The 24,518-nt window shown below is 52.9% G+C and carries 24 protein-coding genes and 1 tRNA gene; 18 read left to right on the top strand and 7 right to left on the bottom strand.

The window, feature by feature from the left end; translation table 11 throughout:
• Positions 1-62: 62 nt before the first annotated feature.
• Both F3F93_RS00220 and F3F93_RS00215 read left to right on the top strand, forming a co-directional pair.
• On the top strand, positions 63-266 hold the full coding sequence (locus F3F93_RS00220; protein WP_176957153.1) for a hypothetical protein: 204 nt from the start codon (positions 63-65) through the stop codon (positions 264-266).
• On the top strand, positions 263-1,309 hold the full coding sequence (locus F3F93_RS00215) for a hypothetical protein (RefSeq protein ID WP_176957152.1): 1,047 nt from the start codon (positions 263-265) through the stop codon (positions 1,307-1,309). The genes F3F93_RS00220 and F3F93_RS00215 overlap by 4 nt, the downstream gene beginning before the upstream one ends.
• Before the next feature lie 30 nt (positions 1,310-1,339).
• Here the strand turns inward: F3F93_RS00215 and F3F93_RS00210 are convergent, their stop codons facing one another.
• Positions 1,340-2,347 carry a hypothetical protein gene (locus F3F93_RS00210; RefSeq protein ID WP_176957151.1) on the bottom strand — a complete coding sequence of 336 codons (1,008 nt, stop codon included), beginning with the start codon at positions 2,345-2,347 and terminating at the stop codon, positions 1,340-1,342.
• Between the two features lie 337 nt (positions 2,348-2,684).
• On the opposite strand from F3F93_RS00210, the gene F3F93_RS00205 reads away from it, so the two are divergent.
• On the top strand, positions 2,685-3,815 hold the full coding sequence (locus F3F93_RS00205; RefSeq protein WP_176957150.1) for a hypothetical protein: 1,131 nt from the start codon (positions 2,685-2,687) through the stop codon (positions 3,813-3,815).
• 34 nt (positions 3,816-3,849) lie between these two features.
• Here the strand turns inward: F3F93_RS00205 and F3F93_RS00200 are convergent, their stop codons facing one another.
• The 6 genes from F3F93_RS00200 to F3F93_RS00175 form a co-directional block, all read right to left on the bottom strand.
• Positions 3,850-4,884: a site-specific integrase gene (locus tag F3F93_RS00200; RefSeq protein ID WP_176957149.1), complete on the bottom strand. Its 1,035-nt coding sequence runs from the start codon at positions 4,882-4,884 to the stop codon at positions 3,850-3,852.
• A gap of 90 nt (positions 4,885-4,974) precedes the next feature.
• A tRNA-Gly gene (locus F3F93_RS00195) sits at positions 4,975-5,048 on the bottom strand.
• Between the two features lie 184 nt (positions 5,049-5,232).
• Positions 5,233-5,976: a DNA polymerase III subunit epsilon gene (gene dnaQ, locus F3F93_RS00190; RefSeq protein WP_176957148.1), complete on the bottom strand. Its 744-nt coding sequence runs from the start codon at positions 5,974-5,976 to the stop codon at positions 5,233-5,235.
• A gap of 235 nt (positions 5,977-6,211) precedes the next feature.
• A complete protein-coding gene (locus F3F93_RS00185; protein ID WP_176957147.1) occupies positions 6,212-6,883 on the bottom strand; it encodes a hypothetical protein in 672 nt (223 codons plus the stop codon).
• A gap of 13 nt (positions 6,884-6,896) precedes the next feature.
• Complete coding sequence (locus F3F93_RS00180) at positions 6,897-7,337, bottom strand: YchJ family metal-binding protein (RefSeq protein ID WP_176957146.1); 441 nt, start codon at positions 7,335-7,337, stop codon at positions 6,897-6,899.
• Positions 7,330-7,770 (bottom strand): YcgN family cysteine cluster protein, encoded by a 441-nt coding sequence (locus F3F93_RS00175; RefSeq protein ID WP_176957145.1) that lies wholly within the window; start codon positions 7,768-7,770, stop codon positions 7,330-7,332. Before F3F93_RS00175 ends, F3F93_RS00180 begins: the two co-directional genes overlap by 8 nt.
• Positions 7,771-8,041: 271 nt before the next feature.
• Between F3F93_RS00175 and mraZ the strand changes: the two genes are divergently transcribed.
• Genes mraZ through ftsA form a run of 15 tightly spaced genes read left to right on the top strand, consistent with a single transcriptional unit; the run spans position 8,042 to position 24,488 of the window.
• Positions 8,042-8,473, top strand: coding sequence for a division/cell wall cluster transcriptional repressor MraZ (mraZ, locus tag F3F93_RS00170; RefSeq protein WP_176957144.1), 432 nt, complete (start codon positions 8,042-8,044; stop codon positions 8,471-8,473).
• 1 nt (position 8,474) lies between these two features.
• A complete protein-coding gene (gene rsmH, locus F3F93_RS00165; RefSeq protein WP_176957143.1) occupies positions 8,475-9,470 on the top strand; it encodes a 16S rRNA (cytosine(1402)-N(4))-methyltransferase RsmH in 996 nt (331 codons plus the stop codon).
• Positions 9,470-9,733 (top strand): cell division protein FtsL, encoded by a 264-nt coding sequence (ftsL, locus tag F3F93_RS00160; protein WP_241696864.1) that lies wholly within the window; start codon positions 9,470-9,472, stop codon positions 9,731-9,733. Before rsmH ends, ftsL begins: the two co-directional genes overlap by 1 nt.
• Entirely contained in the window at positions 9,730-11,610 is a 1,881-nt protein-coding gene (locus F3F93_RS00155) for a penicillin-binding transpeptidase domain-containing protein (protein WP_176957142.1), read from the top strand. Before ftsL ends, F3F93_RS00155 begins: the two co-directional genes overlap by 4 nt.
• Complete coding sequence (locus tag F3F93_RS00150) at positions 11,603-13,126, top strand: UDP-N-acetylmuramoyl-L-alanyl-D-glutamate--2,6-diaminopimelate ligase (protein ID WP_176957141.1); 1,524 nt, start codon at positions 11,603-11,605, stop codon at positions 13,124-13,126. The genes F3F93_RS00155 and F3F93_RS00150 overlap by 8 nt, the downstream gene beginning before the upstream one ends.
• On the top strand, positions 13,126-14,496 hold the full coding sequence (gene murF / locus F3F93_RS00145; RefSeq protein ID WP_176957140.1) for a UDP-N-acetylmuramoyl-tripeptide--D-alanyl-D-alanine ligase: 1,371 nt from the start codon (positions 13,126-13,128) through the stop codon (positions 14,494-14,496). Before F3F93_RS00150 ends, murF begins: the two co-directional genes overlap by 1 nt.
• Complete coding sequence (gene mraY, locus F3F93_RS00140) at positions 14,486-15,556, top strand: phospho-N-acetylmuramoyl-pentapeptide-transferase (protein ID WP_176957139.1); 1,071 nt, start codon at positions 14,486-14,488, stop codon at positions 15,554-15,556. Before murF ends, mraY begins: the two co-directional genes overlap by 11 nt.
• A gap of 17 nt (positions 15,557-15,573) precedes the next feature.
• Complete coding sequence (gene murD / locus F3F93_RS00135) at positions 15,574-16,920, top strand: UDP-N-acetylmuramoyl-L-alanine--D-glutamate ligase (protein WP_241696863.1); 1,347 nt, start codon at positions 15,574-15,576, stop codon at positions 16,918-16,920.
• The gene (ftsW, locus tag F3F93_RS00130; RefSeq protein ID WP_176957137.1) at positions 16,917-18,155 is read left to right on the top strand and encodes a putative lipid II flippase FtsW; all 1,239 of its coding nucleotides are present in this window, start codon (positions 16,917-16,919) and stop codon (positions 18,153-18,155) included. The genes murD and ftsW overlap by 4 nt, the downstream gene beginning before the upstream one ends.
• Positions 18,152-19,261, top strand: coding sequence for an undecaprenyldiphospho-muramoylpentapeptide beta-N-acetylglucosaminyltransferase (gene murG / locus F3F93_RS00125; RefSeq protein ID WP_176957136.1), 1,110 nt, complete (start codon positions 18,152-18,154; stop codon positions 19,259-19,261). Before ftsW ends, murG begins: the two co-directional genes overlap by 4 nt.
• Positions 19,258-20,631, top strand: coding sequence for a UDP-N-acetylmuramate--L-alanine ligase (gene murC / locus F3F93_RS00120; protein ID WP_176957135.1), 1,374 nt, complete (start codon positions 19,258-19,260; stop codon positions 20,629-20,631). Before murG ends, murC begins: the two co-directional genes overlap by 4 nt.
• Entirely contained in the window at positions 20,628-21,569 is a 942-nt protein-coding gene (gene murB / locus F3F93_RS00115) for a UDP-N-acetylmuramate dehydrogenase (protein ID WP_241696862.1), read from the top strand. Before murC ends, murB begins: the two co-directional genes overlap by 4 nt.
• Positions 21,566-22,504, top strand: coding sequence for a D-alanine--D-alanine ligase (locus F3F93_RS00110; protein WP_347239151.1), 939 nt, complete (start codon positions 21,566-21,568; stop codon positions 22,502-22,504). Before murB ends, F3F93_RS00110 begins: the two co-directional genes overlap by 4 nt.
• Complete coding sequence (locus F3F93_RS12680) at positions 22,501-23,256, top strand: cell division protein FtsQ/DivIB (RefSeq protein ID WP_176957133.1); 756 nt, start codon at positions 22,501-22,503, stop codon at positions 23,254-23,256. Before F3F93_RS00110 ends, F3F93_RS12680 begins: the two co-directional genes overlap by 4 nt.
• Entirely contained in the window at positions 23,256-24,488 is a 1,233-nt protein-coding gene (gene ftsA / locus F3F93_RS00100; protein WP_176957132.1) for a cell division protein FtsA, read from the top strand. Before F3F93_RS12680 ends, ftsA begins: the two co-directional genes overlap by 1 nt.
• The last annotated feature ends 30 nt before the right edge of the window (positions 24,489-24,518 follow it).

Genomic DNA, 24,518 nt, shown 5'->3' with positions numbered 1-24,518 from the left:
CATGGAACTGCTCGAACTTCACCTTGCAGAAATTGAGGCTCGTAGAGCTGCTATCCAGAGAGATGACTGAGATGAAACTCAACAACACCAAGCCCCATGTGATTCTCAAAGACCCCGAAAAAGCAGCCGCTCAACGACAAGCCAAAATCAAGGCAGTGAGTGAAACGCTACTCTTTTTGGTCGGCATCGGGCTTGTTCTCTGGTGGATTAAAAGCCCGGACACCCTCAAGCAGGTATTTTATTATTTGAAGGGGCTGCTCTCATGAGTATGAAATCCATCCCCAAAAATAAGCTTAGTGAGTGCCTGTGCCTGTTTAATGACCTGAATCTCTACTCTGATAAACCTGACCGCTGGATATATCCGAACTTGTACACCCACAAGCCAACGGGTGATTTGGTTGTCGTAGCGCCTCACAACATCAGCCCTGAGAAATTCGAGAAAGCCTTCTATGGCCTATCAACTATTTTCAATCGTCCGATATCTGGAATCAAAGACTTGGGTAATCACCGCTGGTTGCTACTGGAGAACAGGCTTCCAGACCTTGTTCATTATCATTCCCGACCAGAGCACATTCCACTTGGTCACTTCTGGCTGGGTACATTTGACGATGGTTCACCTGTGATTTTGGCATTTGACCATTCACCAGTTTTTCTCGTTGCTGGTGCTTCCGGTTCTGGGAAATCTGAGCTGTTCAAAGTGCTGTTGAAGGAAATCGAGAGAACTTGGGGCGCTGATACCATCACGATTGCCGAAGGCACAAAGGATGGGAACGACTTCAGACACCAAAAATGCAAACGGCTTGCAACAGATATCGAAAGCGTGCTTGCTGTGTATCAGGAATTGGAATCCATTTATGAGGAACGAAAGCGCCTCATTCGAGAGCTGGATGTTGATAACTGGTTTGAAGCACGTTCAAAAGGTTGCGATTGGAAGCCTCACATTTTGCTGGTCGATGAATGCCCCCTGTTTCTATCAACCCCAAGAAAGGGTGACCCTGATTTTGAGGCCAAGACTGAAATCATTCGTATTGCCTCACATCTAGCTATGCGTGGTCGCTACGTTGGCTTGCTCCAGATTCTTGGAACCCAAGACCCCAGCTCCACTGGTTTACCATCGGATATCATGAATCAGGTCAGGCTCAAGGTTGGTTACGGCATGAGAACCGCTGAAATGGCACGCGCATATTTTGGTCAGGCCGCCCCACATGCTCATGATTTACAGCAGGGCAAAGGAATCGCCATGCTTGGAGCTGAACCCAAAATATTCAGAGGCGCTTTCATCAGACCACAAAAAAAGCCAGCAACATAAGCTGCCAGCCTTTAAGGAGATATTTAACTTTTACAGCTCGTTTGGATATAGGTTTTCAACGCCTGCTTTCTTTCGAGCTGTTGCAAGTCCTGCTTTGCCATATTTTGAAACAATGAATTTCTCAAGATATAGCGCATGTGAAATAGCATAGTTTTCAAAGGTAAGTGCAAATGCCTTAGTTGTGTCAGAGGAATTTTCCCCTCTAGCAAACTCCTGCAACGCATGCAGACCATCATAAGCCTTTACCAATCTTTTGGCTTCTGCCTCTGTCCAAGTATCTGGGTGTGTTGGTTTACCGTTTTTTACCGTATACATAAAGTCCCAAACATCATAGATGTCACGAATAAAGTCATAAAACAAAGCCAAGTAAGTAAACTCCGTTGTGCCGGGCCTATTTTTAACCAATACTTCTTCAAAGAATATCTCTTTATCTGCTGTTACAGTGTCTAATTCATGCTCAATTTCGCCTTTAAATCTTACCCTATCGTCGGTCTGAGCGTAATGTGGATGCCAAACATTTTCATTCCAGCCTTTAATGGTTTTCCATCCTTCCCCATACCACTCTGTCCAAAAAGCATGTGAGTATTTTATTTTGTTTTCAAAAGCTCCATCAAGTCCATCATCTGCATAATAATATCTGCAACCCTTATAGCCATACCAGTTTCTGGTTCCTAGAAATTTACCAGTTTCATCAAGATTTTCACCATTCTTATATGTTCTGGCAATTTCAATTGTGTTAAGCCAAGCACCAGCAAAAAATGCATTAAAATTGCGCATTTCATAAATCATTCCACTTTTTGGAAACTCATTAATATCTGTTGGCTCATTTATTTTGCCAAGTGCTTTAAAACCACCATCTTTTTTGATGTGGTAAAGTGCATTTGTTCTGCCACTGTCTGTTGGTTCCCCAAGACTTGACTCGTGTCCCGGCTCTCCATGATAGGATTTGCCTCCTCCATCATAATTGTCCCATGGGCCAGCTGCGGCATTGGATGAAAGTAAAAATAGTGTAATAAGTGTTAGTACGAGCTTGTACACGAACCCTCCCAGAATAATTTTAAGTTAGTGTAGACGAGAATATTGAGTTTTCAACCAAGTGCCACAAATGTTCCTTGGTCACTTAGTGGCGATTCGCCACTAAGTGATCAAAATTTCCCCTCTACAAGCGGAAAAAATGAGGTCTGCCAAGTCACGATAAGCAGCCACCGACGTCACTTGCCAGCCGATTGAGAGACCGTGCCAAAAGCACGCAGCTCGATTGAGAGTTGGTGAGGGGCAGAGGTGAGCTGCCTTGTTATGTATTCCATATCTCAAAACTACAGCGATATCTAAGTAACGCCCACAAAACCTATCCAGCATCCAGTAACTGGACTTCATGGATAAAAAAGATTTTTTTAAATGGCAGCCATTACCGGCAAATTATTATCACCTGCAAATATTTGAAGAAGACCTGACCTATACATGCAGACAGCATCATAGTGACATTATTCGCGCTCCTAAAAAAAAGAAAAACAAATGCAAACAGGAGAGCAGTTGCAAAAGCGATAAAGATAAGAGCGTTGCAAAGCGTGGCGACATCACTCTGTTTTCAGGCAAGTCGAGACTTCGTCTGGCTCACCAACTCAGAAATTCAAAATACAAATTCAAACAGTTTATAACGCTTACATATCCAAGGAAGTTTCCAATGGATGGAAGAGAGGTGAAAAAACATCTCAATACGTTTCTCACTCTTCTGCGCCAAGAGTTTGAAAATATCAACTACTGCTGGGTGCTTGAGGCTCAGCCGGGAAGAGGGGCTCCACATTTCCACATCCTGATTGATGAAAATCTCCCAACGATTGAAAAGGAAAACACCGATGGTGAAACAATCCACCACTCAGCAAAGTGGAGTAATCACTGGTCTCGAATCACTGGTAACTTGGACAACATGTATCATCTACACTTCTACGGCTTGGATGTGCGACCATTAGAGCAATATGCTCCCCAGCAGTTTGCCGCCTATATGACCAAGTACATGACGAAAAACTTTTATAAAAACAAACATCCTGACAAAGCGGCTGAGTTTGAAGACAAAAGCCTTCAGAAAATATTTGGTCCTGAATATAAAAATGTCGGGCGATTTTGGGGCACATCACGAAATTTCATCAAACCGCTGTTTGAAGGGTTATATGCTGCCAGTGAATTGAAAGAGTTTTTGGGTGAGTGCTTTAAGCGCGCCAACCAAGAGAGGAGCAACCGGAAGTTAAAACCGTGGGATTACTCTCTTGATAAAGGCTGCTCTATTTGGGGTGGCGGGAAGATATATGCCGAGCAGTTAGAGGGTAAATATATCACTAAGTTGAAGCAATCACGTTTTCAGGACAAAGAACGGCCTGACAAGCTTCGAGAGCCGAAGAATCAAATCTGGAAGGTTCATAAAAAGCGGGCTAGCTCTCATTCGAATCACCTATATATAGATGACTCAAATTCAGCCGAGGGTATAAAATGCCTTCAACGGTATCTCTGACCACAGGGGTGCCGAGTTTGCTTGGGGTCTGCAATTACAATGAGTCAAGAAACTCTCCGTTTAAATCATCTGGATGAATATATTTTTCTAACATTCTTGTTGAGGTGTGTCCGGATATGCTTCTCAATGTGAATATGTCGGCCCCATTATTTCTTAGGTGAGTCAGGCATGTGTGTCTAATATCATGGAACGTATATTCTTTGTCGCTGCACCTTCTGGCGACCTTTATGAAGTTATTAGCAATGTGTCTAGGATTAACTAATATCACATCATGACATGCTTTTCGTTTTTTGTGATGCTTATCAAGCTCATCTTTATGCTCTAGGCAATGTAAATAGTATTGCTTTAATACCTCATTTAGTTTTTTACTTATTTTGATGCTTCTTGGCTTGGCGTTTTTTGAGTGAACTGTTCTTACGTGTATGTAGTCCCCGAGTCGAACGTCATGCCATGTTAGTTTGCAAATCTCACCAATTCGCATTCCAGTATAATATGCAGTACAGGCGGCTATATATGTTTGATAATGTTCATGTTGAAGTGCCTTTAGAATTGAATCTATTTCATCAATTGTATTCTCCCTTGGGTCTGCATGAGCTTTAGGAAGTGATATTTCTCTTACCGGATTAGTGATTTTACTCCTTGTTATAAGTATATAGTGGTCAATTGCCACGCTGATTGTGGTTAAGTAATGTCTTACCGTGCTTTGGGCTTTTGTTTTGCGTAGCTTTAGTTTGAATTCCTCAAGTGTTCCGCCATGTAATTTATCTATTCTGATTTTGCTTATTTCATATTCTTTGAGTTTATTGACTATAATTACTTTGTTTCTGTAGCCATCACCTTTTAATTCAGTTGCTTTTGAGTCTAAATATGAGTCCAGAACCTCTGCTAATGTGGCCCTGTCTTTGAACTTAGTGATGTCACCTTGCCTTAGTTTTACATATGTATCCAATCCCCAGTCTTGAGCATCTTTTTTTTCACTTTCAAGAAACACCTTCGTTTTTTTGATTCCATTGTGTTTTACTTGGACGCGGATTTTGCCTTTTGAATGTTTCGGATAGCTGATTCCCATTGCGGCCTCCCTTGGCCCACGATTGGCCCACGTTGGATTTAGTGTAATGAGCGGACTGTAATAAAATCTTTATATTATAGATAGTTAAATTGGAGCGGGTGAAGGGAATCGAACCCTCGTATGCAGCTTGGGAAGCTGCCGTTCTACCATTGAACTACACCCGCTTAAGGCGTATGAAGCTGTTAAGGATGCGCTGAAAGAGCCAGAGTATCCGTGCATGCCAAGGGTGGCTTGCCAAAATCATACACAGTAAGTGCTTGATTTTGTGATCGAAGGTAAAAAACGCTTTTGCCTTTGCGTTCTCAAATCTACATGGACGTTGTTTCTCAGGGTATCCTTAAATTCGAATCAGGCCAGTTCCGGATGATGCCAGAGCGTCTGTCCGTCGCTCTCTTTATGGATGCGTCGCATCATCGAAATATGCGCTTCATGCTCGTGCTCAGCAATAGGCGGCGTACTGCGTTTCATGAGGTTGGCTGTTTCCGCTTTCTCATCGCGCCCTCTTGAGTGCTCAGGAAGCTGAACAAAGCTTGAGGCTGGCAGGCTCGGGATATCCATGCCGAGCGAGAACTGGCGACCACCGGTCATGGCCAGATAGACCTCAGCCAGCAACTCGGAATCCAGCAGGGCGCCATGCAGTTCACGATGGCCGCGCTCAATAGCATATCGGTCACAGAGTGCATCGAGGTTGTTGCGCTGATTTGGATGTTTTTTGCGGGCAAAGGCGAGTGTGTCGATCACCCGGATATCCTGAATATTGGGGAAATCGTTCAGGTGCAGCTCATGCATGATAAAGCCAAGGTCAAATGAGGCGTTATGGATTACCAGTGTGGCGCCGTCGATAAAGTCGAGGAACTGCGCTGCAATATCACGGAATTTCGGCGCATCTTTTATCTTTGCATTATCAATGCCGTGGATGCGCACCACCTCAGCCGGGATATTGCGCTCGGGATTGATGTAGTGGTGGAAGACATGTTTATCGCCCGAAAGTACTTTGCGATTAACCACTTCGATTGCGCCAATCTCAACCATGCGGTCACCATTTAAGGGTGAAAGCCCGGTCGTTTCAGTATCAAGCATGATCAATCGCATGGCGGCAGTATAGCTCGCTTTCTGTTTCTGCCAATGCTGTTTATTACTAAGTGTAGTGTTTTTAATACATGTCTACCCCAGCATGTGGTTGTAACATGAAGAAAGTAAATGGGAAAAGCAATGCAGCTATTGCGCTGAACAGAGCACCAGTAGTGGCTACAGAGGTGTTTTCCAACTTTTCATGGCTGCCGTGTTGAGGGTTATATGTATAGAGCCAGGTAATGACTGCCGGGATCTACTCAGCAGATGAAATAGCTGGCACCTGCTCTCCTGTTGCGGCAACGGCGTTACTCATATTGCCCAGCATTCTGAAGGTGAGCTGGCGCATGATCTCTCCTGCAGTGATGCCTGCGTCGGTATTTCCGACATTGTGCATCATGATCTTTGGCAGTCGTATGCGTTTGGAGCCGTTGCCTGTTGCTGGCGTTCGCACTCTGGCCATCGATGTTTCAACAACCAGTTTGCGGATAATGAACTTCAGCGGAGAGCTGTTCTCTGATTTCTGGTAGCGACGGGCGTGAATTTGACGCTTCAGGGTGTCGACATTGGAGACTCCGGCATCGTTGATTTCATAAACAGCGTCGGCTCCGCGAATCACCACCTCATTGAGGATGATGGGATCGATACCTGAACTCTCAGTGTTGACTCTAAAGGTGATTTTGCCAAGTTGAATGATGTTGGTTTCACTGAAGCCCTGCGGATTGGCAATCGAGATGCCGGCAATGTTGCCTCTGCCGCGCTGCCGATCTGTTCGGATCTCTGCGACATGAATCTCGGTGGTTAGAACTTTAGAGGCGTGGTTCTGGATAACGGCTTGCAACAGGCCATCGAGATTGTTCCAGATGTAAACGCCTGCGGAGACAGTTAGCAGAATCACTGCAATCAAACCGGGTAGCAACCTGTTCATAGACGACGGGTCGCTATCGGGATGTTTTGCCGCAGCAGCGTTTGGTTTTCAGGCCGCTGCCGCAGGGGCATGGGCTGTTGCGGCCAGCTTCACTGATATCGCACGCCCCATTCAGATAACGCCAATGGCCATCAACCTGCTCGAAACGGCTGATCTCATGCAGTGTCATGATCTTTGACGCCTCACGAAACCCTGCGATGAATTCAACCGTGTCGGTAGCGGCATGCACGATAGTGAGTCCCAGCCAGTCGGTATCGGTGGGTGAGACTTTTGATGGGCGGGTGGCGTGATGCCAGCTGCTGTGAAGGTATTTCCAGCAACCCTGCACATAGGCTGAATAGCGCGAACGCATCAGAGCCTCGGCAGTGGGGGCGGTCGCGCCGGCAATGATCGGTTCGCAGCAGCAGGCAAAGGGTTTGCTGCTGCCACAAGGGCAGAGTTGGGACTCACTCATCTGTCTGATCCGGATCGATGATGTGGCGGATGATATCTTCCTCTGTGAAATTTTCGCCGCATACCGTTTTTTTCTGCAGGGAGATGCCCGCTGTATGTACGGAATCCTTGCTACCTGAAATCAGGTGGTGCCACGCAAGCAGAGGCTTGCCTTCATGTAGAAGTCGGTAAGCACAGCTCTCCGGAAGCCAGCTGTACTGCTGATCGGAAAAAGTGCGGATATCCATGCAGTCGGGCACAATGGTGGTGCGTTGCGGGTAATCGGTGCAGCGGCAGCTGTTGTCGTTAAACAGATGGCAGCGTATATCGGTGTAGAGGATTTCAGCGCTATCCTCATCCTCAAACTTCCACACACAGCAACGGCCACAGCCATCACAGAGGCTCTCCCACTCATCATCACTCATCTCAGCTGCACTTTTCTCTTTCCAGAACATGATAGCCCACCTTTGGTGGCCAATACTACCCACAATCCCCCACCAACAAAACCAAATGGCAGAGTTCCTTTACAGATCAATAGCTTCCGCGTTTTTCCTCTCTAAATACTTTTATTTATTGGTTGCTTGCAGGGGTGTGTCTTAATGGTTCTTCCGGTGTGACACGGGCTCAGGCGGGGTTGACAAGGGTTGAATGGTGGACAATATTGGCGATTGGTGGGGAATCGTGGGTAAGATTCCCAATCAATGGTAAGGGAGAGGATCGAAACAGATGTTTCAGGGTGAGTTCAGTAACAACATGGATGATAAAGGGCGCGTAAGCATCCCTGCTGCATTCCGTGATACGCTGAAAAGCTGTCATGCTGAAGCTTCGATTGTCATCACGCGCACCCCGCACTCCCGCTGTCTTGTCGCATACCCCATGCGCGAATGGAAGCGGCTTCAGCAGAAGATCGCGGCTACTCCCCCCAGTGAGGCGCTACGCGCCTATAAGCGCATCGTAATCAGTTCTGCTCAGGAGTTTCTGCCTGACCGTCAGGGGCGTGTGCTGCTCTCTGCAGCACTGCGTGACTATGCCCTGCTTGATCGTGCTGTTCAGTTCCTTGGCGCAGGCGAGACATTTGAGATATGGGATAAGGGCAGTTGGGATAAACAGCTGGAAGCTGATCTGGCGCTGGCTCAAAATTTCGAGCTCGGTCTCTAATGTGGGCGGCGACAAACGTTATGCCGAACACATTCCAGTCCTCCGTGACGCCTTTATTGACGCGCTGTTCAGCGATGCCGATGGATGCTACGTTGATTGCACCTTCGGGCGCGGTGGCCACAGCCGCGAGTTGCTTGCCAGGCTCTCTGAAAAAGGGCGGCTGCTTGCCATCGACCGCGATCCTGAAGCTATTGCAGAGGGAGAGAGGCTTGCAGCAGAGGACTCCCGTTTCTCTATTGTACACTCCGATTTCGCACGCCTCGGCGACACTCTTGATGCAATGGGTTGGTCGCAAGTGAGTGGCATCGGTTTCGACTTGGGGGTCTCTTCGCCACAGGTGGATAATGCCGAGCGTGGTTTCTCCTTCCAGAAAGACGGGCCGCTGGATATGCGCATGGATACATCATCAGGTCAGCCTCTCTCCAGGCTGCTGGAGCGCATCTCCGAGCGCGAACTGGCTGACATTATCTATCGCTTTGGCGATGAGCGCCATTCGCGCCGTATCGCCAGGTCTATCCTCATGGCAAAGCAGGAGGGTAAGCTCAATACCACCTCCGATCTTGAGAATATCTGCTTTCATGCTACTCCGAAACAGGGGCGTCATGGTGGCGCACATCCGGCTACGCGCACCTTTCAGGCGCTGCGTATCTGGGTGAATGAGGAGATGGATCAGATTGATGAGGGGTTGAAGGCTGCGGTTGCCCACCTTAAGCCGGGCGGCCGACTGGCAGTGATCTCATTTCATTCCGGCGAAGACCGCCGGGTGCGTGATCTTATCGAAGATCAGGTGCATCCGTGCAAGTGCCCGCCGCAGATGCCGATGTGCGTGTGTGGCAAAACCCCTTCAATGCGCTGGTTGCAGAAGAAGCCTGTTCGTCCGAATCAGGATGAGATTGATCTTAATCCGCGGTCGCGTTCATCTCTGATGCGTGTGGCTGAACGTCTCTCAGAAGCCGAAGGCAGAAAGCTGGCCGGTTACAGTGCGGGTGATCTCTGATGGCCTCGTTGCTTAAGCCGTGGCTGCTGGTGCCGGTTCTTGCGGGCCTTCTCTCTGCCGGGCAGATCTGGGTCTCTCATCTTCGTTATGAGTTATCGCTGGAGACACAGCGCTTGAATACAGAAAAACAGGATGCCCTTGGTCAGGCCAGCAAGCTTCGTCTGGAGCTTGCCAACATGACCCGCCCGGAGCGTTTGCGTCAGCTGGCACAGCAGAAGCTGGGCATGGCTCCGCCCAAACCTGAACAGGTGGTCAATCCGTGAGCGACAAGCAGCAGATCTTTGTTCGCCGCCGTATCGAAGCGGTGGCCGGGCTTCTGGCACTGGGGCTGGTGTTGCTGCTGGTGCGCGCTGTTGACCTGCAGTGGCTGCAGGCCGACTACCTGACATCACTGGCTGAGAAACAGCGCTATCGTCAGTTCACCGCCGTTGCACCGCGCGGCTCAATTCTCGACAGTAAAAATCGTACACTGGCTGAAAGTGTGGAGACACCATCGATTGCCGCCATGGCCGATGAGGTGCCTGCTGAGCGCATGGCCGATCTGGCTCGTGCACTGGGCTTGCCGAGCAAAAAGGTAGAGGGCAAGCTGAAGAAGCGGCATGGCTTTGTCTGGCTGGCGCGGCAGGTGCCGCCAATGGTCGCTGAAAAGGTGATGGCGCTGAATATTCCCGGCGTACGCATGGAGAAGGAGTGGCGCCGTTATCATCCGCTGGGCCCTGAAACAGGCCATCTTCTCGGCTTCGTCGGCATTGATGGCAAAGGATTGGAGGGGGCTGAGCTAAGCTGGAACAGTGTTTTGACCGGTGAGTCGGGAATTCGTCAGGTGCGTCGTGATGCGCGTGGACACTCCCTGCCCGATGGTTCATGGCTGCGCGAGCCCGCACCCGGCAAATCAATCAAGCTGACCATCGATGCATCGATTCAGAGTGTTGCTTACGCAGCACTTGCTGATGGTGTACGCCAACAGAATGCCAAGGGCGGCTCGGTGGTCGTGCTGCGTCCGAAGGACGGGGCGATTCTGGCCATGGCCAACTGGCCCGGATACAACCCAAACAGTTTCCGCAATTTCAAACCCGGGCAGTGGCGCAATCGTGCTGTTACCGATGTCTTTGAGCCGGGTTCAACGATGAAGCCATTCTCTGTCGCGGCGGCTCTGACCTCCGGAAAATGGAAGCCTGACTCCATTATCTATTGTGAGAAGGGAGCGATGCAGGTCGCTGACTACACCATTAAGGATGATCACCCGGAAGGGTGGTTGGATCTGACCGGCATCATTGTCAAATCAAGCAATATCGGGGTGGCCAAGCTGGCGCTCGATATTGGCCCTGAACCACTGCATGAGATGTTAAGGAAAGCCGGCTTTGGTCAGCGAAGCAGGATGGGGTTAGGCGGAGAGTCGCCTGGCATTGTGCTACCCACTGAGCGGTGGGGCCCTGTTGAGACGGCCAACATCGCATTCGGACAAGGTATCGCCGTGACGCCGTTGCAACTTGCAGCGGCCTTTTCCGTTTTAGCGAATGAGGGTCTGTATGTAGCGCCAAGACTGCTTGCAGATGATATGCAGGCAGCGCAAAACGCTTCGCATAGAGTGATGCAGGCATCGGTGGCGCGGCAGGTGATGAGCATGCTTGAGTATGCCACTAGCGCAGATGGCACGGGTTCCAAGGCCGTGCCGGTAGGTTATCGCGTGGCAGGAAAGACAGGTACTGCCCAGAAGCCGGATGAGCGTGGTCGTTACAGCAGGGATAAATATACCGCCGTATTTGCAGGCGTGGCACCGGTTGACGATCCTCAGTTGGTCATCGTAGTGGTGGTCGATGAGCCGCAGAAAAGTATGTATGGCGGTCAGGTTGCTGCACCGATCTTCCGTCAGGTGGCTGAGAGCGCACTGCCCTACCTAGGTGTGCCTGCTGAGATAAAAAACCATGGTCCATGGCAGGCTATGGAGGTTGCTGCTGAGGCTCCCGCTTTTGAGGCGGAGAGTACCTATGGCATGTCGATGCGCGAAGTGCGCCGCTTTGCTGCCAGTCGTGGTCTGCGCCTGCATGTGCACGGTTCAGGCTGGGTGACACGCCAGAAGCCTGCCAATGTGGCAGCGCTGAATAGTAGTGAGTCGCTGGAGGTATGGTTAGATGAGTAATCAACCGCATGCAACCGCTCTGACAGAGGGTTTCTCACTGCGCCAGCTGGCTGATGGTCTGGGCCGGCTTGAGTTAGATGGTGCTGATGATGTGATGATCATGGGCATCTGTGATGATTCACGTCAGGCCAAGCCGGGTTATGCCATGCTCTGCCTGCCGCGTGCGGCGGCGCAGGCCGATCGCTATGCTGAAGCAGCCAGTGCGCAGGGTGCCACAGCCATTATCAGTGTGGGCATGAACGTAAAAACAGAGCTTCCTCAACTCTATCTTGAATCGATGCAGCAGGCAGGCACGCTGCTTCGCCGTCTGTTTAAGACCGAGCAGGCTGGTGCCCATCTATACGGTGTTACCGGTACCGACGGCAAGACCAGTGTGGCGTGGATGTTGCGTGAGGCGCTCAGTCGCTATCAGCCGCGCCCTGTCTGGAGTACAGGCACGCTGGGCTGGATGCGCTCTCCGAATGATATTTGTGATATCGGTAATACCACGCCGTCGCTGCTGACCATGCATGCGATGCTGACTGCGGCCTGCCTTGATGACGTGCACTCGGTGGTGTGTGAGGTCTCTTCACACGGTATTGCCCAGCAACGCATTGCCGGCATGGACTTCAGAACAGCGATCTGGACCAACATGGGCCATGATCATCTGCAGGATCATGGCGGCTATGGCCCCTACCTGGCGACCAAAGCCGGATTTATCCGTGAAACCGCCGCGCTTGGCGGCAATGTGGTTGCCAACGCCGATCATGCCGATATCCGTGAGCTGGCACCGGAACCCGCCTGCTGGTATGGGCACGGTCTGTTCCGTGATGATGTTGATCTGGCCTGGGAGCAGGAGTTGCCGGGACTGCTGCGTTTGCGCAGCAATGGTGAAGAGGTGGTGATAGAGGATATCCCGCTGGGAGACTTCCATGCTGAAAATGTAGCCTGTGTGGCACTGGCGCTGATGGTGTCGCAGGGCATTACTCTGCAGTCGCTGCCTGAGCTGCTCAGTGGTATCACTGCACCTCCCGGGCGCATGCAGGATGTGCTGGCCGGATTCGGACAGGTCTTTATCGACTATGCACATACGCCTGAAGCGCTGGAGAGCTGTCTGAAGGCGGCACGCAAGCTGGCGCGCAAGCGGCTGATTGTAGTCTTTGGCTGCGGCGGTGAACGTGATCGCGAAAAACGGCCACAGATGGGTGAAATCGCCTCAGAACTTGCCGATGTGGTCTGGATTACTTCAGATAATCCACGTGGTGAGTTGCCTGCGGTTATCGCATCCGAGATCGAGTTCGGCATGGTGCAGCCATACCATGCCGAGGTGCATCTGCAGCTGGATCGGGAACTGGCGATTGCCGAGGCGATCGAAGCTGTCGCTGAGGGTGATATTCTGATTATTGCCGGCAAAGGGCATGAGGCCTACATGGAGGTGTGCGGCAGACGCTTACCATGGAGCGATGCCGAAATCGCTGAGTCCTATCTGCAGAAGAAGAACATGAGTCCGAATCTTCGTACGGCGGGGGCCAACTGATGCGCCTGAGCGGAGTTGATATCAAACGTGCCACTAACGGCAACTGGCATGGCGCTCTGCCTGAGGTGATCACCTCGGTTGTTACCGATACGCGAAATTTTGCCGCTGGTGATACTTTCCTGGCACTGCGTGGTCCGAACTTTGATGGCCATCACTTTGCCGCTGCAGTTGCTGACCGGGCGGTGGCTCTGATTGGTGATGCTGAGGGTTTGAAGCTCTGGCATGATCTGGATAACAGTAAGCTTGAGGTAGACGATACCCTGCAGGCGCTCGGCGATATTGCCCATGCCTGGCGTAATCGCCTGACAGAGACAACGGTAATTGCGATTACCGGATCGTTTGGCAAAACAAGCCTGCGCTCGATTCTGGAGCGTGGCTTCACTGCTCTCGGCGTGAAGATCTCAGCAACACGTGCCAACCTGAATAATCTCATCGGTGTGCCGCAGACCCTGCTGGCTGTGCCGCTTGATGCCGATGTTGCGGTGATTGAGTGCGGTATCAGTGAGCGCGGAGAGATGGCGCGACTTGCAGCTATGGTGCAGCCCGATATTGCCATTCTGACAGGTATGACTGCCGCCCATGCCCAGGGTCTTGGTGGCCTTGCCGGTGTGGTGAGGGAGAAGTCTCTGCTACTGGCGCAACTTAACGAGGGCGGCTGGTGCGCTCTGGGGGCCGGTGTTTCATCTCTGCTGGATGACAACAGTATCTGCAAACCTTTACATCACCTCTCAATGGATGATGAGAGCTGTGCTGATGTGGTGGTCTGGCAGCTGGTTGGGCGTGAACTGTTGATGCGCTGGCAGGGGCAGGAGGCTGCGATGACGCTGGCACTGCCTGCGCAGCACTGGGCAGCCAATATCGCGTTTGCCGCTTCAATTATGCTGCGTTATCTCAACAGTAGCCGAACAACAGGGCTTGCCGAAGTGGTTGCCGCACTCTCCGGCTGGCAGCCGCCTGCCGGTCGTATGAAACAGTGCGAGGGAGTAGATGGTTCGCTTGTGCTGGATGATTGCTACAACGCTAATCCGGTTTCGATGCAGGCGGCAATTGATACGTTGCATGCGCTTGATGGTCGCCGCATAGCTGTTCTCGGCGATATGGCTGAACTGGGTGAAGGCTCGGATGCAGCACACGCGGCTATCAATATTGATGGCCTTGATCGGGTCTATCTGATTGGCAGCGCTATGCGTCTGCTGGCTGAGAAGCATCCACAGGCTCGCTGGTTTGCCACCACTGCAGATGCGCTGCAGGGGCTGGCTGCTGAGTCGTTTACAGCAGGTGATACCGTACTGGTCAAAGCGTCACGCTCGATGGCACTGGAGTCGATTGTGAAGCTGCTATGCAGGCAGGAGGTTGCCCATGCTCTATAATCTCCTCTATCCGCTGGCCGATCAGTTCTCTATTTTCAATCTGTTCCAGTACATCACCTTCCGTACTGTCTATGCGCTGGTCACCTCGCTGGTGATCTGCTGGGTGTTTGGCCCGTGGTTCATCAAACGCTTGAAGTCACAGCAGGGTAAGGGGCAGCCGATTCGCGATGACGGGCCGCAGACGCATCTGGTTAAACAGGGTACGCCAACGATGGGCGGCCTGCTGATTCTCAGTGCTTTAACCATCACCACGCTGCTCTGGGCTGACCTTACCAACGGCTTCATCTGGCTGGCACTGCTGGTGACACTCGGTTACGGCCTGATCGGCTGGCTAGATGACTATCTGAAGATCATGCGCAACAACCCCAAAGGGTTGGCCGGTCGCTGGAAGCTGCTGTTTCAGCTTCTTTTTGGCGGCGTGGCGGCAGCCGGACTGTGGATGTTGACCGATCCGATTGTCGATATTCCCTTCTTTAATATGCAGTGGGACATGGGCTGGTTCTACCCGCTGTTTGTAGTGTTTGTGCTTGTAGGTGCATCCAATGCAGTGAACCTGACCGATGGACTGGATGGCCTCGCTGTGGCTCCGACCTTTATGGTCGCCAGTTCGCTGGCTGTTGTGGTCTATCTGGCCGGCCATGCCAAATTTGCAGCCTACCTGATGATCCCCTTTGTACCCGGAGCCGGTGAGTTGGCAGTCTTCTGTGGCGCACTGGTTGGCGCCTGCCTTGGTTTCCTCTGGTTCAACACCTATCCGGCACAGGTCTTTATGGGCGATGTCGGAGCCCTCGCCCTCGGAGGCGCACTCGGCTTTGTCGCCTGTGCTGTACACCAGCAGTTTCTGCTGGCTATTGCCGGTGGCCTGTTTGTGCTGGAGGCCGTGTCGGTGATGGTGCAGGTGGCCAGTTTTAAAATGACCGGCAAACGTGTCTTCCGCATGGCGCCTATTCATCATCACTATGAGCTGAAAGGGTGGCCTGAGCCCAAGGTGATTGTGCGTTTCTGGATTATCTCGATTCTGCTTGCGCTGGTGGCGCTCTCCACCCTGAAGATACGATGAACGCGCAGGATCTGCATATGAGTGATGATCAGCTGACAGCAGTCATCGGCATGGGTAAGACCGGTCAGGCGGCGGCAGCTTTTCTGCTGCGCCACGGTATGCGCTGTGAGGCATTCGATGAGAAGAAGATCGTGCTGTCACCGGAGCTGGATATACCGCTGCATATAGGCAAATTGAAGGCGGCTGCGCTGACCCGTTTCTCGCGCATTATTGTCAGTCCGGGCATCAACTGGAACCATCCGGCACTGGTTGAGATGCGTGCAAACGGTACTCCGGTCTACGGTGATCTGGAGCTATTCTGTGAGTATTACCGAGGTGATACCATTGCCATTACCGGCACCAATGGCAAAACAACAACAGTATCCCTGATCAGTACCATGCTTGATACACTGCCTGGTGGCATTGAGGTCGGTGGTAATATCGGAACACCGATGCTCGACCTGTTAGGTGATGAAGACCCTGTGCGTATTGTGCTGGAGCTCTCCAGTTTCCAGCTGGAGCGCGCCACTCCGATTCGTCCGCGCTGGGCAGCTCTGCTCAATATTCAACCCGATCATGCTGACATGCATGTTGATGAGGCTGCTTATCGGGAGGCCAAGCTGCGGCTGTTTGCCCGACAGGGTGAAGGCGATAAAGCGATGTTACCTGCCGATCAGGAGTGGGATGGGCTGGCTGCAGAGTTGAAGGGGCGCGGTGTTTATGTGCGTCGTTTTGGTATTGGATCGCCTGAGATGCTCGATTCCGGTGTGCAGCTTCTGGAGGATGGTTCATGGCGACTGTTTTGGCACCACTACCATATTCCGGAGTTTATCTCCTCTGATGATCTGCCATCCAAAGGTATACATCAGCATATCAATCTTGCCGTGGCTGCACAGGCTGCCACGGATTACGGTGTTTCTGCCAGCGTGGTGGATCAGGCACTGACCTCGTTCAGAGGGTTGCCACACCGCTTACAATCACTCGGCATCGTGGCCGGACGTGAGTGGTTTAACGACTCCAAGGCAACCAACCCGGATGCCGCCATTGCAGCGATTCAATCCTTTAATCAGGTGATCTGGATCTGTGGTGGTCTGCGTAAGGGGCTGGATGTGTCGGTGTTAAAGGATATTGTTTCCAGCCGCGTTGAACATGTCTATATCATCGGTAAAGATCCCAAGGCGTTTGTTAAGCTGGCTGAAGAGGCCGGTGTCTCTGCCACCTTTGTTAAAACAGTTGATCAGGCAGTCAAGCAGGCGGCGATGGCACAACAGGGGTTGCCGGTCCTGCTCTCGCCTGCGGCAGCCAGTCAGGATCAGTTCAGTGATTATGCCGAACGCGGCAGAGCCTTTGCTGATGCGGTTAAAGCGCTGGAGGTGAAGCGATGAGCGGCAAAGCTGCAAAGCGCCTTGCGCCACCTGATCCGATCCTTACCGGATGTGTGCTGGCTCTTCTCTCATTCAGCGTGCTGATGGTCTACAGCACCAGCATCTCTGTAGCAGAGGTGCGCTACAATGATCCGCTGCGCATTATCAGTCACTGGCTGGTCTATATTCCGACAGGGCTGCTTTTGATGTGGCTGGTCTCGCGTGTGGATGTGACATGGTGGCGTGCGATTGCACTGCCGGTTCTCGCTGTTGCCGTGGTGATGATGATTGCCGTGCTGGTGCCGGGTTTGGGGCGTGAGATCAACGGTGCCCAGCGCTGGTTCTCACTCTTGGGGCTAACCCTGCAGCCCGTGGAGATACTCAAGCCTGCCATCGTTATCTATATGGCCTATTACATGGGCTCATTCCCTGACCGCCTGCACAGCTTCTCCAGTGGTCTGGCGCCGATGCTGGTGGTATTGCTCTGTTCACTGGCGATGCTGCTGCTGCAGCCCGATTTTGGTAGTTCCGCGCTTTTGTTTGCGGTCTGCTTCTCCATGTGGTTTGTCGGTGGTGTGCCAATTCGCCATCTGGCGCTGTTGCTGCTGACCTTCCTGCCGCTGGCTGCGGTTGTACTGATTGCCGAACCCTACCGCCTGCAGCGTCTGACCAGTTTCCTTGAGCCGTGGAATGATCCCTATGGCAGCGGATACCAGCTGATCCAGTCGATGATCGCTTTTGGCAGTGGTGGTCTGGTTGGCACAGGTGTGGGGCAGGGTGTGCAGAAACTCTTCTATCTGCCAGAGGTCTTTACCGACTTTATCTCAGCCAGTATTGGCGAAGAGCTCGGGCTGCTTGGCATTGTCGCGCTGATTCTGCTCTTTGCACTGCTGCTGGGGCGCGGTATCTGGCTGGCGATTCAGTGTGAAGAGATGTTTTCACGGCTGCTTATTCTCGGTTGTGTTCTGATTCTCGGTCTGGCGTTCATCATTAATCTCGGCGCTGCTATGGGGCTACTGCCGACCAAGGGTATGCCGATGCCGTTTGTCTCTTACGGCGGCAGTGCACTGATCGGTGAATGTGTGTTGATCGGTCTGATTCTCTCTGTGCAGCGCCACAGTTCGGGCAATCAGCGCCTGTCACGGCAAGCGCCGGTGAAGAGGCAGTCACGATCCAAGCCGGTGGAAAAACGTAAAGCTAAAGTCCAGGAGCCAGTGATGGAGCCTATGGATGAAGGGCTGGAGCATCTGTTTTGAGTAACGCACCTCTTCTCTGTATCGCCGGTGGCGGAACCGGAGGTCATGTCATGCCTGCACTGGCATTGGCAGATGCGGCGCGTGGCCGTTGGCCAGCCCTGCGTGTGAATTTTATCGGAGCCGAGCGCGGTCTGGAGGCGAAGCTGTTGCCGGAACGTGGTGAATCGGTACTGCTGCTGGCGATGCATGGTGTGAAAGGTGCCGGGGTTGTGCAGCGTCTGCGTGTGTTGTTGTGGGAGCTTCCCAAGGCGGTGATGCAGATTCGCAAATCATGGCGTGCACAGAAGCCTGATCTGCTGGTCGGTGTTGGCGGTTATGCAAGCATTTCAGGTGTTATCGCCGCTCTTATGAGCCGGATTCCGGTTGTGCTCTATGAGCAGAATGCGATGCCAGGACTGGTGAACAGAACATTGGCCCGCTTCTGCCGCCGTATCATGCTCGGCTTTGCCGAGGCATCACGCCACCTCTCATCCGGCGTCAATCATGCGGTGACCGGCAATATCGTTCGTGATGTGATCGCTGAAGTTCAGTGGCAGCCACACAATCCGCCTAAACTGCTGGTCATGGGCGGTTCTCAGGGGGCGTTGGTGCTTAATCGTACGGTACCGCAAGCGTGTGCTCAGCTGATCAGAGAGGGACGCGAGTTTACGGTCTGTCATGTGGCGGGCAAAGATGAAGAGGCTCGCGCTGAGGCTGCAAGAGTATACAGCGAAGCAGGCATTACAGCGGAAGTGTTAGGTTTTTGTGATGATATGGCCGCTTTTTATGCGGCGGGTGATCTGATGATTGCGCGTGCCGGAGCGATGAGTGTAACTGAGGCTGCCATATCCGGTCTGCCAAGTCTGTTTGTGCCACTGCCGCATGCTGCTGATGACCACCAACGTTTTAACGCCCAGAGCCTGGCGGATGCCGGTGGTGCGCGTCTGCTGGTGCAGTCGGAGATGAGCGCTGAAACGCTGGCTGCAGCACTGGATGCATTGATGTTTGATCAGGGTGAACTTACCCGCATGTCTACGGCTGCCAGAGCCTGGGCACCTTTTGATGCCAGAGAGAAACAACTGGATGTGCTGGCGGAGTTTCTGCCGGAACGTGGAGTAATAGCATGAGGATGCGTGTAGAGCATATCCACCTGATCGGTATCGGCGGTATCGGCATGAGCGGTATTGGCGAACTGCTGTTTAATCAGGGTTTCAAGGTGCAGGGCAGTGATGTGGCTGAGAGCCAGAATGTCAGGCGCCTGCGTAGCCTCGGTATTGAGGTGGCGATTGGCCATGCGGCTGAGAATCTGGGTAATGCACAGGTGGTTGTGGTCTCATCCGCCATTGATAAACGTAATCCCGAAATTGCTGCAGCCCATCTGCAGGGGATTCCGGTGATTCCACGCGCCGAGATGCTGGCTGAATTGATGCGCATGAAACAGGGCGTAGCTGTAGCCGGCAGTCATGGTAAAACCACCATGACCTCGCTGATTGCCCACGGCATGGAAGCTGCAGGTCTTGATCCGACCTATATTATCGGCGGCCGTCTTACCGCTACAGGCAGTAATGCCCGTCTCGGAGCAAGTCCATGGCTGGTTGCCGAGGCCGATGAGAGTGATGGCTCTTTCCTGCGCTTAAGCCCTACCATTGCCGTGGTCAGTAATATCGATCCTGAACATCTTGATCACTACGGTAATTTTGAAACGCTTCTGGAAGCGTTCCACACCTTTGTTTCACTGGTGCCGTTCTACGGACTGGTGGTGCTGCACCACGAACATCCGAATGTGGCGGCGCTGCGTGAGCGGCTGCATAAACCGGTGACCACCTATGGCAGCAGTCCACAGGCCGATATTCACCTTCTCGACAGTCAAGCCGATAGCGAAGGACAGGTGTTCCGCGCCGCCAGCCGTGAGCTGGGATCACTTGGTGAGTTCAGGCTTCCGATGCCGGGCAGACACAATGCAGAGAATGCGCTGGCTGCAATCACCGTGCTGCTGGATTTGGGTATCGACATTGAGACCATTCGCAGCGCTCTTGCCAGTTTTGAAGGTATTCAGCGCCGTTTTCAGCGCAGTCGTATCGGAGAGGGGGTGCTGGTCGATGATTATGCCCATCATCCCAAAGAGGTGATGGCAACACTTCAGGCCGCACGCGACTGCTGGCCGGAGCGTCATATTACGGTGATCTTCCAGCCACACCGTTTCAGTCGTACCCGCGATCTGATGGATGAGTTTATGGGGGCATTTGATGCTGCCAATGAGGTGGCGCTGCTGCCGATCTATGCCGCCAGTGAGTCGGAGATCGAAGGAATCAACAGCCAGCGTCTGATGGAAGGGATGGCGCTACGTGGCCATCGCGGCGTTGCTTTGGTTGCCGACCTGCAAGCGGCGCATGCATTGGCCAATGCCGCCCTGCAGCGGGGTGATATAGTGCTGCTGATGGGGGCAGGTTCCATTGGCTCGCTGGCCCAGCAGATGCGCGATGAGGTGTCAGCATGATTGCCTCACAGATTGATGACCTGCAGCTGGCTCACCCGGTGATGGAAGATGCCTGGGTGACACCGTTGGCTGGTCTTGGTGCCCTGCGTGAACAGGAGCCGATGGCACGCCACACCACCCTTGGTGTGGGCGGCCCTGCACGCTGGTTTTTCCGGCCTGCTGACCGTGCGGCGCTATCAAGTGCCGTGGTGCTCTGCCCTGAGGATATTCCGATTCTGCCGCTTGGACGTGGCAGCAATATGCTGGTGCCCGATTTCGGTATCAATGCACTGGTGGTTGATCTCAGTGAGCTCAATGCACTGCATGTCGAGGGGTGTCTGGTTCATGCCGAGGCGGGTGTACGCATGAGCCGCCTGGCCCGCCAGTGCGCTGAGCATGGCCTCTCCGGCTGTGAGTTTATGGCTACCGTGCCCGGTGATGTCGGTGGCGGTGTGGCGATGAATGCAGGCTGCTTCTCACAGCAGGTTTCAGATGTGCTCACCCATATTGAGGTGATGCTGCGCAGTGGAGAGGTCATTGAGATTGATGCCGAGACGCTGGATATGGGTTATCGCCATACCGTACTGCCGGCACAGAGTCTGGTGATCAATGCCTGCTTTGAACTGCATCCGGATCATCCCGATCAGATTCGTGAGCGGATGCGCACCATGCGTTCGCGGCGCAGCGCAACCCAGCCTCTGGCCCAGCCTAACTGCGGTTCGGTGTTCAAGAATCCTGAGGGTGACCATGCCGCTCGCCTGATTGAGGCGGCAGGTTTGAAAGGCTTTGCTATTGGCGGAGCTCGTATCTCGGCACAGCACGCCAATTTTATTGTCAATGAGGGTGAGGCCAGCAGCGCCGACATTGTTGCCCTGATAGATCGCGCTCAGCGCGTGGTGAAAGAGAAATTTGAGATCGAACTGGAGACTGAAGTGCGCATGGTAGGAGAGTGGTTGTGAACAATATCTCCCGATTCGGCCGCGTAGGCGTACTGATGGGTGGCAGCTCTGCTGAGCGAGAGATATCTCTACGCTCAGGCCACGCTGTGCTCAAGGCGTTGCAGGACACAGGCGTTGATGCCGTGGCTGTTGAGTTGAACGATAACTGGAGCAGTCAGATTGCCGATGCAGGTATCGATCGTGCATTTAATCTGCTGCACGGCACGCTTGGCGAGGATGGTTGTGTGCAGGGATTGCTGGAGGTGATGGGTATCGCCTATACCGGTTCCGGCGTGATGGCCTCCGCGCTCTGCATGAATAAACAACTAAGCAAGCAGATTCTGAACCATGCCGGCCTGAAAACACCTGTTGATATACCTATCGGCACAGATGGCCCGATCCGTTATCCGGTATTCCTCAAGCCTGTCTCTGAGGGCTCCAGTGTCGGCCTTCACCGCCTCAACACGCAACAGGAGTGGCAGGCGCTGGGTATTCACAATAGCAAGGGGTGGATGGCCGAGTTGCCAGCTCACGGTGTTGAGATCGCAGTATCGGTTCTCGATGGCAGAGCGCTGCCGCCGGTTGAGGTTGCGCCGAAATCAGGTGTTTATGATTACGCCTCCAAATATACCAGTGGTGCTACCGACTACTTCTGTCCGGCACGTCTGCCTGCCGAGACGCTGCGTTACTGCATGCAGCGGGCAGAAGAGGCTGTTGCAGCACTGCACTGCAGTGGTGCACCGCGTGTGGATATGATTGTAGAGAGTGGCGGTGAACCGCTGGTGCTTGAGGTGAACACACTGCCGGGCATGACCGAAACCAGTCTGCTGCCCAAAGCAGCAGCGGCTGCCGGCATCAGTTTTGAGCAGTTGTGCATTGCAATTCTGGAGACAGCAACCCTGGAAAATATCGGTCTTGGGCAGTCGGAAGCCAATGATTCGGAGGTGGCCAAGTGAGTCGTAGCAACCACCGTCGTGCAGATCCTGAAGTGGTGAAGGCCAAACGTATGCGCACGGCCAGCCATATGGGCAAGATGTTTGCGCTGATTGCGTTGATTGGCGCGACGTTGTTTGGCGGCTGGTGGCTCAATGGTGCGATGACCGTTGCCAAGTGGCAGATCGAGGGTGATGCGGGGCTGAAGCTGGCGATTGCCGAGCAGCTTGAAGCGATGCCAAAACGCGACTTTATCAATACCCGTCCTGATGCGCTGGGTGAGATATGGATGCAACGTCTGCCGGATATGGACTCGGTACAGATCAGCCGTGTGCTGCCCGACGCCCTGCATATTCGTGCTGTGGCACGGGTACCTGCGGCACTATGGCAGGACGAGAAGAGTCAGTTGCAGCTCTTTGATGATAAGGGCAATGCCTATCGTATGCTGCAGCGCGGTGAATCGCCGGATCTGCCGCTGTTGCGCGTGGCCAGAGAGCAGCTGCCACAGGCACATGCGCTACTGCAGCTATTGCACAGGCAGGAGATGATCAATATCTCGGCACTGAGTGAGATCAGGGCGGCAAACCGCTACTGGCAGATCTATTTTTCGAAAGGTGTGGCGTGGAAGATTCCATTTGGTCAGGAGCAGGAGGCCATGACACAGCTTTCATCACTATTAAAACAACCGCGCTGGTCTAACCGGAACTGGCGAGTCGATGCACGTCTGCAGACGCGCTGGTTTATCCGGCCGGCTAAATATGGGGGAGTGATCTAATGTCCAAGCAAGATCAGCTACTGGTAGGTCTGGATATCGGTACAAGCAAGATAGCCTGTATCGTAGCCGAGGCATCACCGGATGGAAAAGTCGATATTATCGGAATTGGTACGCACCCGTCGCGGGGGCTGAGAAAGGGTGTTGTAGTAAATATCGAGAGTACGGTGGAGTCGATCAGGCTTGCGGTTGAAGAGGCCGAGTTGATGGCTGGCGTGGATATCCAGTCGGTCTTTACCGGCATTGCCGGTTCACATATCCGTGGTTACAACAGCCATGGTGTGGTGGCGACAAAAAATCATGAGGTGACTCAGGAGGATGTCGACCGTGTGGTAGATGCAGCGCGGGCGATGAATATCCCTGCTGATCAGAAGATTCTGCATATCCTGCCGCAGGAGTACATCATCGATAACCAGGATGGAATACGCGAACCGATCGGTATGAGCGGCGTGCGACTTGAGGCCAAGGTGCATGTGGTGACTGGCGCGGTCTCATCGGCGCAGAATATCGTTAAGTGCTGCAATCGTTGTGATTTGGATGTCTCCGATATGGTGCTGGAGCAGGTGGCATCAAGTGAAGCAGTGCTGATGCAGGATGAGAAGGATATCGGTGTGGTGCTGGTGGATATCGGTGGTGGTACCACAGATATCGCCATATTCCTCAACGGCTCGATTCGCCACACCCACGTGATTCCGATCGGTGGCGACCATCTGACCAACGATCTGGTGATCGGCCTGCGCACATCGGCGCGTGAAGCGGATCAACTTAAACGCAAATATGGTGCCTGCATGACCAACCTCGTGCCGCCTGAGGATCAGATTGAGATCCCCAGTGTTGGCGGACGTTCACCGCGTCCAATGCCGAGGCAGGTGATGGCACAGATTCTCGAACCGCGAGTGGAAGAGCTGTTCGAGATGATAAGAGATGAGCTGCAGCGCTCCGGTTTTCAGGAACTGGTTGCTGCAGGCATGGTGCTGACGGGTGGCTCTTCGCTGCTCGAAGGCATGGTGGAGCTGGCAGAAGATATTTTCGATATCCCGGTGCGCTTGGGACGGCCGCAGGGAGTCGGAGGGCTGGTGGATGTTGTTTCCAGTCCGATGTACGCCACAGGTGTTGGACTGATCCTGTACGGACATCGCTATCGCCAGAATACACAAAGCATCAAAGCAAGCGGTGGCAATGCGTTCGGGCGACTGTGGAAACGTATGCGCGGCTGGTTTGGTGATACAGCTTAAACAAGGGAAAAAGTTAGTAAAAAGCGAAGA

Source organism: Mariprofundus sp. KV (assembly GCF_013387475.1).
GTDB lineage: Bacteria > Pseudomonadota > Zetaproteobacteria > Mariprofundales > Mariprofundaceae > Mariprofundus.
Note: the sequence above shows the minus strand (reverse complement) of the source record. Positions and strands in the feature narration are given on the sequence as shown.